Consider the following 12,025-nt stretch of genomic DNA (forward strand, 5'->3'; position numbering starts at 1 on the left):
GTGGCAAATAGTACCTATGCTAAGTCACTGCGACCAATACTGACCTTGCTAAAAGCATTTAACACAGAGGCTTCGCAGGGTATCTGTTCCTTTTTGGATTTAGGGTGCTTGAACGTATCGGCGAATCCTGGGCAGTGACCAACTAGTTTTTGGACAACACCTTCTACGTGCCGCACGTTAGACAGCACTTGGCGTAACCACTGCTCGAAGCTGCCTTGGTGGCTCAGCGTGAAGACTAAACCTTTATAGGAAGGAGGCTTGGATGCCTCCTCGCTACCGCCAGCTCTGGGTTTTGGAGGGCGTCGTTGGATCTCCATGAGATAGAGCGTTTGATCTAACACATGCACCCGAACGACGAGCACCCCGCGAGGTACCTTGGTCTGAGTATCAATGTAAACCCAATTAGCGACTGACGTTTCCACCTCCTCGTCTATTTCGAAAGGTTCGAGGCTGATCAACCGAGGGTCGGGGGAAGTGCTAAAGCCGTCTTCAAAGGTAAACCAGCTAACGCCACGAATCGTTTCGGGATAGGCCGATTGCAAATAGAGAAGCGCATTCCACATATCACGTAGAAAGCCCTGTGATTCCAGTGTAATAGGAGCATGAATAGAGGCCTGTCCGACCCCTTTTCCTGATCCATGCGGCTCCCCAGTGGAGAAAATAGTTTCGTCACCCGGAACGGGGACGCCTCGTGTATCGGGCACATTTTTTCGAGTATATCGTTTATCCAAGACGGCGCGAGGCTTACCTAAAATAACGAATTCGTCCTCAGGAAGGTCTAGCCAAGAAGAGCCATGGTCGGGCTCTTCATCATCCGTCAGGTCAATGACATCGGGGATGTCTTGAAGCTGATGATAGGGAAATTGAGTGGGAGCATCATCGCCATCGGTGGCTGGTACTGTCGTTGACTTCTCTCTTTCGCGGTGGATCGTGGCACCATCGGGCTGCGTACAGCCTAATATCTGCAAGCCTAGGAATGTGTTGCCACCATCAATTGGAACGCCAGAAACAGAGATTTCCCCGCTGCCTTGAAACCATGGGGTGGCTTTTAAAAGCATCTCATCTGGCGTGGAGCTGGTTTCAAATTGTGAATATATATATTTTGCAGCGCGCTTGGCATACGGATCGTACAACATATGCGCGAGCAAAATGGCATCGTGTTTATGAACATGATAGGTAAATTTGACAGGCCACGTACCTGGGGATGCAGGCGCATCAAGCGGTCGATAAAGACGTTTTTTGACTTCTTCCCAAGGGTAAGTGGCGAGCACTCGCTTGATTTCAGAAGATCGGCCGTAAACGCGAATAAAAAATTCTGTGCAAGGGATGAGCAAGTGTTTGCCATCTGGAAGGTCAAATTCAATCAGGTATGTTTTGTGCTGATTTTTCTGGGGTAAGTAGTTCGAGTCATGAAAAGCGGTATAGAGGCTTCGTCCTGATTGTCGTAAATCATCTAAGGTGACAATTCGCCAGCCGCCTGGAGAAAAAGAAACGGAGAATTTTCTTTCCTCGTAGGCAATACGCGAGCTACTCACGCCCTTTTCCCATACTGACCCTATTCTCAATAGCCCAAGATGCGTTAAGACAGTCTCACGTCTCATCACGCCTCCTAAGTTATTTTCATGGTCGATGGTTCTTAAGAAGATATGGATTTTAGGGACGCTTCGTAAGCGATTGTTCTTAAATATAGGCCCGTACCACCAAACGACCAAGCGCTCTGCCTCGTTTTTTAGGGTGCCATCATGGAAGCTAAAGGTTCTGGATTGTTTAAGAGAAACGGTCACAAAGGCGCACTCTATGTAAACTCAACATAGAGATTGTCGCAGCAATTATTGTTTAGTCGCAACAATTGTTGGAAATGACAACCGCCACCGACTAAGGCCGCAGCGCTGGCGCTGTGATGGGGTTGCCTAAACGGCCTTTTACCCCAGTCCGCTTCCAGCGGTAATCCGCAAACCGAGCGCACGGCGGCGACTTCCAAAGCATCCTCCTCAGAAAGCGGCGGCAGAATSCCCGGCAGGCGGCTGGCCAGCATGGTTTTGCCGGTGCCCGGCGGGCCGGCAAATAACAGGTTGTGTTATTGAAGACCCACAAGCTATGCTGACGCTTCTAAACGGATACAGACAGTGAGAGCCAGAGACATGGAGAACCAGCAGCAAAGGCCAAAGGCGTACAGCTACCTTCGTTTCTCTACCCCTGAGCAGAGGCAGGGAGACAGCACTAGGAGGCAAGCACAGCTAGCACGAGATTACGCCGAGAACCATGGACTGGAGCTGGACGAACACAGCTTTGACGACTTCGGGCTGTCTGCGTACCAAGGCCGGAACCAAGAGACAGGCAAGCTACGCCTATTCCTCCGTGCTGTGGAAGATGGGAATATAGCATCGGGCTCTTATCTGCTGGTTGAGTCGCTGGACAGGATTTCCCGGCAGTCTGCTAGGAAGGCATCAAACTTGCTGGGTGAAATCTGCGACATGGGCATAACGGTAGTCACCCTGTTCGATGGCAAGGCTTATGATGCCGACAGCCTAGACAGTGACCCGGTGGCCTTCATTATGGCTATCCTGATCTTTCAGCGCGCTCATGAGGAGTCGGCAACCAAGGCTTACCGCCTTCGCTCGGTCTGGCAAGAGAAGCGAAAGAAGATAGCATCTGGAGAGCCTGTCCGGCTGACATCTCGCGGCCCTCAATGGCTTCGGCCTGCTGGCGATGGAGTCTCCTTCGAGATCATTCCAGAAAGGGGGGAGGTAGTCCGACGTATCTTCAAGGCAGCTTTGGAAGGAGTAGGTAAGAAGGCCATTGCTGAAAGGCTGAACTCCGAAGGCGTACCTGTATTTGGTCGCGGTAAGTACTGGCACTCTAGTTATGTTGCCAAGATACTAAGTAACCCTGCTACTTATGGCACCCTTACACCTTTTACCAGTAGACCAGAGAGAAAGTCTGACAGAGAAGCCTGTGATCCTATAGAGGGTTATTATCCTCCTGTCATCGACAAAGAGACCTTCGCGAACTTCCAGTCTTTACTGAGCAGCAAGTCACCAAGGAGAGGAAGGCACTCCGATAGTCAGGTGCAGAACATATTAGGAGGACTGGCTACCTGTCCTCTATGTGACAGCACTATGGCTAGGGTATCCAAGAATAAGGCGAAGGGCTGGGTCTACCTTGCATGTCAGAGAGCAAGGCAGGGGGCAGGCTGTAAGTACAATTCTGTTCGCTATGACAGTGTTGAGCCAGTGATCCACAGTAAGATAAATAGACTCATAGATGCCTGCCCTTCTGGCGATGATTCATTAGATGAAAAGATCACTGAAGCCAAGCAACAACTTGAGTCCAATGAACASAGTGTTGAAAGAATAATGCTTACAATAGAGCAAGGCATGCTCACTGAGGACACACCTTTCGTAAAGAAACAGCTTTACAAGCACAAGAGCGAAGAGGACAAAGCAAAGGCTAGGCTTACCGAGCTGTACCAGCAACGGAACATGCTAAGCACTGAGTTAGCTAGGCATCGTGCAGAGAGTCTAAGAACTGCTGTGCTTGAGCATCCAGAAGACAAGACACTGATTAACACAAAGATGCGCGAATGCTTCTCCAAGGTGGTTGTAGATTTCGAGTCTGCTAAGCTGGTATTCCACTGGAAGCAAGGAGGCTGGACTTCCTTAAGGTACAAGGCTAGTAAATGACAGCAAGGCTGGGCTGGCTAGGACAGATACCAAGGGATGCAAGCCAGCTAGCAAGACCGACTAGTCATACCCCCCTTTGCTTTCATCGAGCCTAGGGCAACGGGGAAGAGAGCACCTTCAGGAAGCGAAGATACCTACACAGGATTTCTTACAGGATTTTGCATCTGGTATCTTTAACTGCAAGTCCTTGCGTCCCTGCTGGCGCAACTGCTAGGCCTGCACAGCCTCTCTGCTGGACGATCTACCCTTTATGCGCCCATCTATACTGCTATGTTCTGTACAGGCTGAGGAGGGTGCACAGGGCATATAGTGCTTGTAGCCTACTTCCTGTATTCCTTTTGAGTTGTTGATAGGCATTATCATCTAAGCGCCAGCATACCTAGCCTGTGCTTGAAATCCACAGGGCATAGCCCCTGCAAGTGCTGTACTTTTCAAGGAGAGCCGCCTTCCTGAGCTACCGGATAGGGTTACTGAGTCCTGATAGGGCTATTCCACATGTCGATAATAATTCTCATCTAGGCAAAAGGAAGCCCCACCAATTAAGGCAGGGCTGAGAGATTCTGTGCCAGTCGGTACAAGCGCTTGCAGGCTTTTATAGGTCGGTACACACTGGCAGGCCTACTAGGCCGGGGTAATGTCACTTGTACTGTCACCGCCAGCTAATACCCATGTATCCGTACTTGCTGAGCCAGTAGCGATGTACAGGGCGTAGTCGTCACCAACGACACCAGCACCGTCTTGCTTGCCAGACAGGTAAGCCTGATTGACCGGATGGCTTGAATCACTGAGGTCTACTATAGCTATCTTGGTGTACGGGAAGGCAGTAGCAGTAGTATCGAATGACTTGTTCTTAGTTAGATCACCAGTTAATGGCATGGTTATTCCTCCTTGGTTGATGCAAAGCTATTCAAAGCTGTTAAGGCTGACACGACCTGACAACCAGAAGGAAAGGGCTACCTTCGACATATAGCCCATTTCTTACCTTTGGTTATACCAAAGTGGCAAGACTAGAACTTCCTTGGACGTTACAGGACATCCCTTTTCTAAGGAGAGAAAAGGTAAAGGTTCCTATAATTCTATAATGAGTTGCATCAGGATGGATTTTATGGTAATTGCAAAAGCACCCCCTGTGACGTCCTAGTATTCCTGTGACGTCCTAGTAATCCTAGGACACCCTATGTTGTCTACCGGAGGTAGGAAGTAGGGCTGGCATCGCTCCAATGATCTAGGGACAAGCCCCTGAGTCATCATCGCTTCTATAGTCCGGGTTAACCCTGCATCGCCCAGAGCGCCTGCACAGGCTCCCTAAGGGACTGCACTGCCATAAGTGCTACCCGTGCTGCATCAAGGCTTGCAATGCTCTGAGAGGCGCACAGAGCTTTATGAGAAGGGTGAGGGCTACTAGGACTATACCCTGCCCTCGATAGCTTATGCTCTTAGCTGGCCTCCTTCACTGCCTGACAGGCTCGTTTKACCGATGCCGGGGAGATACCGAAGTGCAGGGCTGTAGCCTTGATGCTGGCGCTGTTCTCCTGACGCCACAGAGCTACATCGCTGTCATTGATGATCTTCTCTCTTCCTAGAGCCTTGCCCTCTGCCTTGGCTCTTTTGATGCCCTGCATCTGACGTTCCTTGATGTTGGAACGCTCTAGCTCTGCCATAGCAGACAGCATAGTTAGCATGGCCTTGCCCATCGGTGTACTCATGTCGAAGCCTTCACGGAGAGACAGGACAGCCACTCCCTTAGAACCAAGAGCCTCGACAGTCTCCAGAACGTCAATGGTGTTACGGCCTAGTCGGTCGATGGCGTACACGATGACGGTATCCCCCTCTCTGACATAGCCCAGTAGCTCACTGAGGCCTTTCCTACCCTTGGCCTTGATGGCCCCTGAGGKGGCTTCATCGCAGAACCAACGGTCTACCTTATGACGTTCCTCGATACAGGCACGCTGGGTACCAGTTGACTGGTCTTCTGTGCTGACCCTGACATAAGCAATGCAAGCCATGATTTCTTTCTCCTAGGTGGCTCAATAAGCATGGCTCATAATATGAGGGGTGGCTCAAAGCAAGTCAACAGTAATGATCCACTCTGAGCGCCAGCCACTTGCATAGCTCACAGGGTACACCTTGCGAGCTGCCCAACACTCTAGAACTGAAAGCTATATGCATCCTTTTTATCTATCAGCTTCAATAGGAATATCCAATGCCATCATCACGACCGAACTCATCCATAAGCCTACAATCGTTCCAGTTATGACTCCCACTGCCCACAAGCTTATCATCATAAAAGTCAGCTGTAGTTTCTTCTAGAGTTGGTGCACCTCCCTCTTCCGCAACAATTTTCCAAGACCCGTGAGTAAAGAAATCACCAACAAATCTAAGCAGACCGCTTTCTTTAGTAGCATCTACATCTATATCAATGTTGAGAACTTCTAAGTCTTCGTTTCTCATAGCAGAAACACTTATGACACTATCCCCACCTTGAGACTCATCCATCAGAGATAGTCTACTTTCATCGTCGTGCCAATGGTGAGGCTCATCAGTAGTAGCCGAGTAACGGAGGTGACTTAACTCATAACCATCCCACTTCAAATAAATAAATTCATTCCACTCGCTTTCAATACTACCCAAAGATCTTTTAAATGGGCCCTCAGAGCACCTAATAGAAAAATAGGGATATTCCACCACCTTCCAAGAGTCGTCTTCATTTGCAACTACACTGCTCGCCACCAGGAAAAGCTGAAAAAGACAAACAGCCATTAATAAATGTAGAAATCTATGCACCTCAAACCCTCCTCACTCACTTTCCTTAAATTTCTTAATTTTAGCTTTCTCTTCCAATGCCTTTCTTTGCATATATAAGGTAAAAATATTGTCTCTTTTATACTTAGCCTTATCTTCTTTACTCCTCACTTTTGAAGAAGCTAAAGCAGCGATACTCAAGACTGGAAGAAGGAGAAGCAAGGCCATAAACACTTGGTTTTCTATACTCCTACCAAACCCACGATCAACTAATTCAATTAAGACAAACCCTAGGAGTGCGAAGTTTGCAATAAAAGCCATCCCTCTAATAATTACCATTTCTGGCTTCCCTTTCCGTATATTTTTGCATGTTCGTTGTGAGCGCCTTCAGTATGGCACCGACTGTACTAGCATACCAATAGACCACGTATCTCTTTGATTCTTATATAGGTCTCTAAATCCATGACGTTAACAGGTTATGGCCACCGGCCGCTGCGACTTCCAGCGCCCGGCGGGCCTGCTGCTGGCCGCGCACATCGGCGAGGTCTTCCACTGGGGCGGTGGTTTTCACCGAGGCGCTGAGCTTGTGTGGGGGTATCTTCTCTTGGTCGAGTAAGTGAGCCACTACCTGCCAGAGAGTATCGGCAGGCAGCACCGGCAAATCGCCTGCCAGGGCGGCCTCATCTGCGCAGTCGCGGGGAATGATCAGTGCTTTTTTCGCCCGCCGGGTGGCTAGAGCAAAAGGCAGTATGCCCGGCACCGCGCGCAGCTTGCCATCCAGGGCCAGCTCACCAGCACACTCCATGCCCTCTAGCGCTTCCACGGGAATTTGCCCGGAGGCGGCGAGGATGCCCAGGGCAATGGGCAGATCAAAACGGCCACCCTCTTTAGGCAGGTCAGCGGGGGCGAGGTTTAAGGTAATTCGGCGGGTATTGGGAAAATCAAAGCCCGCATTCACTAGCGCACTGCGCACCCGTTCGCGGCTCTCTTTTACTGCCGTTTCCGGCAAGCCCACTAGCGTTAGGCCCGGCAAACCGTTGGCCAGATGCACCTCAACATGCACCGCCGGTGCATCTAAACCTACGCCTGCACGCGTGGATACGATGGCTAGCGTCATTGCACTCCCTCGCTGTTGTTTGCTAAGAGCTCTAACCCCAATGTAAGCGAACTCTACTTTACCTTAAGTGCCTAACCTATCGTAATTAAGAACGCTTTGGTAGCTTCACGCTCTTCTACTCATTGCCTTCGATGGGTAACCGCTGGCGCTGCCTCTAGCGCCATCGTCAGCTCACGGGCAAAGCGCTGGGCGGAGGGAAGTGCGCCGAAGCTCCACACCGGCGGCAGGCGAACTCCCCTGTCGTGCCTGACGCTGGGGAGCTGCTGCCATAGGCCGCTTTTTGCCAACTGCTCTTCGACCCCAGCGGGCAGTGGGTCGATGATCACCAGCGTTGCTTCTGGGTAGCGTGCCAGCGCTTCAATCCCTACCAGCGCAAATCCCCAGGCATTCGTGGATTGATCCCAGGCATTGGGGAGGTCGAGCTGCTCCAGCACGGCGTTATATAAGCTGTTCTCCCCAAACACGCGCACGTGGCGGGCATCCATAAACTGCACCATCAGCAGCGGTGAGATTTCGGATTGTGAGAGGGGCCGGGATTCACGCAGTGTGGTCATCAAGGCTTGGGTGTCTTCAATAAGCTGCTCGGCCTGGGACTGGTGCTCGGTTAGCTCACCCAGCTCACGGGTCAGGGTTTGCATCTCCTGCCAGGTATCGGCGCCAGGGGAGTAGAGCGAGAACAAAGTGACCGGCGCAATTTTCTCCAAGCGTGGCGTTAAACCCGCGAACATGGGCGAAATCAGCGTCTGCTCTGGTGGCACCTGGGCTAGCAGCTCCAGGTTGGGCTGGGTGCGCAGCCCCATATCGCTAACATTATCAGGAATGCGCGGTTCGCCTACCCAGGCACGGTAGTCACTCTGCTGGGCGACGCTGCTTACAGGCGCGTCAATAGCCAGCAAGGTTTCGGCGATCGTCCAGTCGACCGTGGCCCACTGGGCCTGGGCGTTAGAAATGCTCAGCAGGCAGGCGGCAAACAGCCCGCAGCGCGCGAGCAAACAGAACAGGGAGGTGTGGCGCATGGTGGTGAGAGGCCATCCGGAAAAATAAGAGATACATTTAAACGATAATATTTATTGTTTGCAAACGGGCATTTAAGTAAAAAATGCCCAGGCGTAGTGGCCTGGGCAGGTGAGATCACGATTACTTAACGATGCTTAGCATAAGGACTTGTAAAGAGCCTTAGAATCGGCGCTTAGAAACGGTAGTGAACGCTGGCGGKTACGCCGCGCTCGGCACCGAAGTAGCAGTACTCCAGGGAGTTGCAGGAGGCCACGTACTCTTTGTCCAACAGGTTGTTCACGTTTAAGCGTGTTTCGACGCCTTCAACGCCGAGTTGGGTTAGGTCGTAGCCAATGGTGGCATCCACCAGGGTATAGTCGGGCACGGTTTCGGTGTTGGCCCGGTCTGCGGCGATATCTGCGTAGTGGCGTACGCCCACACCCATATCTACGCCGTTTAGCCAGCCCTTGTTGGCCTGGTAGTGGCCCCATAGCTGCACTTGATGGCGAGGGGCGTAAATCGCGTTGTTGCCCTGGTTACCATCATCGCTTTTGGCGTAGGTGATGTCGGTGAAGCTATAGCCTGCCTGAAGCGAGAGGGTATCCGTTAGCTGGGTTTGCGCTTCCAGCTCCAGCCCTTGGGATTCGATCTCCCCCACGGCGCGGTAAGGATCGGTGGGCTGCTCTTTGGTCGCCACATTCTCCTGGCTGATATGGAAAAGTGCCGCGCTGTACTGGCTGGCGCTGCCGTGAGGCTGAACCTTCAAGCCCGCTTCCCACTGTTCACCTTCCATTGGGGATAGCAAATCGCCGCTTTCATCCACGAAGCTGGTGGGGGTGAAGGCGGTGGAGTAGCTCAGGKAGGGAGCAACGCCGTTATCAAACAGGTAGACCACCCCGGCGCGGCTACTGAACTGGGTATCGCTGAGGGAGCTGATGTCACCGCTATCGCGGTTGGCGTTGTCGATATTGACCCAGTCGTAACGGCCGCCCAGGGTGAAGCGCCAGTTATCCATGGCTATCTGGTCCTGCAGGTAGACACCGGTCTGGTCGATCTCATGGCGTTCGCGCACGGGGGCGTAAAACTCGATGGGGTCGCTGCCATAAACCGGGTCAAACGCATTGAGCGGCTGGAAATACCCCGTGGGCCACGACACGTCGTTTTTCCGCTGCTGGTAATCTGCCCCGAACAGTAGGGTGTGATCCATAAAGCCACTGCTGATGTTCGCTTCCAGCTGGTTGTCGAGGGTCCAGGCCTCCAGCGATTCATTGCTGCCGGAGTAGTAGCGGGTGAGTTCGTCAGAGTCCGGTGATACCCAGCCATAGCCGTAGACCTGATTGAGCACTACGTCTGAATTGAGATAGCGCATCAATTGACGGCCGGTCACCTGGTCGTTGAAGCGGTGTTCCAGGCTGTAGCCGAACATGCGCTGGGTGCGCTCGTAGGTGTCGTAATCCTCTTCACCATCAAAGAAGTTGTTGCTGATCTTGCGGCCATTATGGGCGACCACGGCCCCCTCATAGGGTACGCCGGAGTGGTAACCGCCTTCGGGTTCATCCTGTAGGTAGGCTTCTAAGGTGAGGCTGGTGTCATCGGTGATATCCCAGGTGAGCCGGGGCGCAATGGCATAGCGTTCCTCTTCTGCCGGGCCAAACTGGGTATCCGCGGCGCTGGCAATACCGGTCAGGCGAAAGGCCACCCGTTGCTCTTCGCCAATAGGCCCGGTGAGGTCAAAAGCGGCGCTGCGTTGGTTGTTATTACCCACTCGAAAGCGCAGTTCCCCGCCCTGTTCAAATTCCGGACGCTTACTGTTTAAGGCGACCACACCGCCAGGGGAGGCGCGCCCATAGAGCACCGAGGCGGGCCCGCGGACGACTTCTATGCTGTCCAAAAACCACGGATCGATGCGCATACTGCTATGGGAGTTGGCATCGCCCATGACTTTCAGGCCATCCAGGAAGGTATTGCTCAAGCTACCGTCAGAAAAACCGCGCAGTACCAGGTAGTCGAAGCGATTGGAGGCGCCTACCTGATTGCTGTAAACACCGGGCGTGTAGTCGGTGGCGCGCTGCACGGTACTTACGCCGCGGTTATCCATCTGTTCGCGGGTAATGGTGGATACGCTCTGGGGGATTTCGATCGTCGGCGTTTCTACCTTGGTGGCAGCCTGCTGGGCGGTGACGGTGACCGTTTCCAGTTCGGTACTTTCCTGAGCGTACAGCGGGGAAACGGCCAGTGAGGCGATAATGGCGGCTCTGATTGGAGAGCGTAAAAAGTGTGGCGAGCGTAGCAAGCGATGATGGGGGATGAGCATGGGGAGCACCTGCAATAAGAATCAATTAACCAAAGTGTTAATGAGAATTATTGCGCTTATTCGCCTGTGAAAGGTATGTGCAATGATAAAAGGCGTATGCGCGCTGCCAAAAAGCGTCAATCAAAGGAACTTACCGCTGCTACAGCAGCGACCTTAGTGGCGGTTGTGCACCTCATGGGGCGCGATACCAAAGGCGCGCTTAAAAGCGGTGGCAAAGTTGGTGGCGTGGCGATAACCGCAGGCGTGAGCGGTTTGCTGCACGCTGTAACCTTTGCGCAAGTACGCCTGCGCTTGGGCCAGACGGCAACGGCGTAGATAGTCGAATATTGAGCAGCCGTAACAGCGCTGAAACTTGCTGCGTAGGCTACTAGGGCTCATGGCGGCGTTGCTGGCCAACTGCTCCAGCCGATACGCCTGGTTGGGGTACTCTTCGAGCTGCTGGCGCAAGCGTTCCAGGCATTGTTGGTCGCGATGGGAGAGACCCGATGGGAAGCTGACTGCTTGCTCTTCGTCGTTGGGCGAAAGGCAAGCGGCAGGCAGCCCATGTGCTAACAACTGTAGCGCTAGACCCTGCCATAACAGGCGCTGCCGCTCTGCAGGCCAGTTCGAAGCCAGTGCCGTCTCCAGGCTATGGTGAAGGAGCTGCGGTACTTTCCAGATATGCAGCATGGGGGCTGCTGGAGGCGCAACGTTGATGGGCAAGGAAGAGAGAGGCCCGGTGGAAGCGAGTATCGATATATTCAGGATGCGCAAACGCTGTGGTGCGGGCTGGAAGACCTCAAGCCCGGTCTGCTCGTTGAAATGCGCGCTGAAGGCGTCGCCAGCCTGCAACTGAAACGACTGGTGACCGAGTCCCACTTGGATACGGCCCTCAAGGATGACACTGAGAAACCACGCAGCGGAACGCCGGGAGGTGGAGGCGTAGGCGTGCAGGACGTCAAGGTCCGAGTGGGTCACCCGCAGCGAGGGGTTTATCTCGACATCCATCACCCGACCGCGGGCCACGCACGGCGCTGGCTGGGCGCGGTCGGGCGCTTCGGGAAAGCGGTAGTCAATCCCGAAGCGCTGACCAAGCGCCAGCAGGTCATGGGTGGTGAGTGGCGCGCCATAGGACGTTATCGAGTCTGGTGCTGCCATTCCCACTTCCATTACCATTATCTCGCCCTTGCTCGG

At 53.0% G+C, this 12,025-nt stretch carries 9 protein-coding genes and 2 pseudogenes; 1 reads left to right on the forward strand and 10 read right to left on the reverse strand.

The features are described from left to right. Positions 1–14 precede the first annotated feature (14 nt). Both HALO_RS01055 and HALO_RS01060 read right to left on the reverse strand, forming a co-directional pair. Positions 15–1,784: a hypothetical protein gene (locus tag HALO_RS01055; RefSeq protein WP_128082404.1), complete on the reverse strand. Its 1,770-nt coding sequence runs from the start codon at positions 1,782–1,784 to the stop codon at positions 15–17. A gap of 80 nt (positions 1,785–1,864) precedes the next feature. Further along, a pseudogene (locus tag HALO_RS01060) lies at positions 1,865–2,077 on the reverse strand (ATP-binding protein); the annotation flags it as partial. A gap of 64 nt (positions 2,078–2,141) precedes the next feature. Here HALO_RS01060 and HALO_RS01065 point away from each other — a divergent pair. Further along, on the forward strand, positions 2,142–3,683 hold the full coding sequence (locus tag HALO_RS01065; protein WP_050712865.1) for a recombinase family protein: 1,542 nt from the start codon (positions 2,142–2,144) through the stop codon (positions 3,681–3,683). A 621-nt stretch (positions 3,684–4,304) separates the two neighbouring features. On the opposite strand, the gene HALO_RS01070 is transcribed toward HALO_RS01065, so the two are convergent. The 8 genes and pseudogenes from HALO_RS01070 to HALO_RS01105 form a co-directional block, all read right to left on the reverse strand. Further along, positions 4,305–4,559, reverse strand: a complete 255-nt coding sequence (locus HALO_RS01070; protein WP_035581936.1) for a hypothetical protein — start codon at positions 4,557–4,559, stop codon at positions 4,305–4,307. A gap of 560 nt (positions 4,560–5,119) precedes the next feature. Continuing rightward, positions 5,120–5,689, reverse strand: coding sequence for a recombinase family protein (locus HALO_RS01075; RefSeq protein WP_050712866.1), 570 nt, complete (start codon positions 5,687–5,689; stop codon positions 5,120–5,122). A 181-nt stretch (positions 5,690–5,870) separates the two neighbouring features. Continuing rightward, entirely contained in the window at positions 5,871–6,467 is a 597-nt protein-coding gene (locus HALO_RS01080; protein ID WP_152561143.1) for a hypothetical protein, read from the reverse strand. A 12-nt stretch (positions 6,468–6,479) separates the two neighbouring features. Continuing rightward, positions 6,480–6,764 carry a hypothetical protein gene (locus HALO_RS01085; protein WP_035581929.1) on the reverse strand — a complete coding sequence of 95 codons (285 nt, stop codon included), beginning with the start codon at positions 6,762–6,764 and terminating at the stop codon, positions 6,480–6,482. 130 nt (positions 6,765–6,894) lie between these two features. Next, positions 6,895–7,542: pseudogene (locus tag HALO_RS01090) on the reverse strand (magnesium chelatase domain-containing protein); the annotation flags it as partial. 119 nt (positions 7,543–7,661) lie between these two features. Then, on the reverse strand, positions 7,662–8,558 hold the full coding sequence (locus HALO_RS01095) for an ABC transporter substrate-binding protein (protein ID WP_035581926.1): 897 nt from the start codon (positions 8,556–8,558) through the stop codon (positions 7,662–7,664). Positions 8,559–8,731: 173 nt separating this feature from the next. Then, a complete protein-coding gene (locus HALO_RS01100) occupies positions 8,732–10,852 on the reverse strand; it encodes a TonB-dependent siderophore receptor (RefSeq protein WP_050712867.1) in 2,121 nt (706 codons plus the stop codon). A gap of 153 nt (positions 10,853–11,005) precedes the next feature. Next, positions 11,006–11,989 (reverse strand): helix-turn-helix transcriptional regulator, encoded by a 984-nt coding sequence (locus HALO_RS01105; protein WP_035581921.1) that lies wholly within the window; start codon positions 11,987–11,989, stop codon positions 11,006–11,008. Positions 11,990–12,025 lie beyond the last annotated feature (36 nt).

The sequence above is a fragment of the Halomonas sp. R57-5 genome (genome assembly GCF_900070345.1).
Lineage (GTDB): Bacteria > Pseudomonadota > Gammaproteobacteria > Pseudomonadales > Halomonadaceae > Vreelandella > Vreelandella ventosae_B.

Bases quoted from the DNA above. Each gene is read 5' to 3' on its own strand.
- HALO_RS01070 (WP_035581936.1), bottom strand. From the start codon at position 4,559: ATGCCATTAACTGGTGATCTAACTAAGAACAAGTCATTCGATACTACT.
- HALO_RS01085 (WP_035581929.1), bottom strand. From the start codon at position 6,764: ATGGTAATTATTAGAGGGATGGCTTTTATTGCAAACTTCGCACTCCTA.
- HALO_RS01095 (WP_035581926.1), bottom strand. From the start codon at position 8,558: ATGCGCCACACCTCCCTGTTCTGTTTGCTCGCGCGCTGCGGGCTGTTT.
- HALO_RS01105 (WP_035581921.1), bottom strand. From the start codon at position 11,989: ATGGCAGCACCAGACTCGATAACGTCCTATGGCGCGCCACTCACCACC.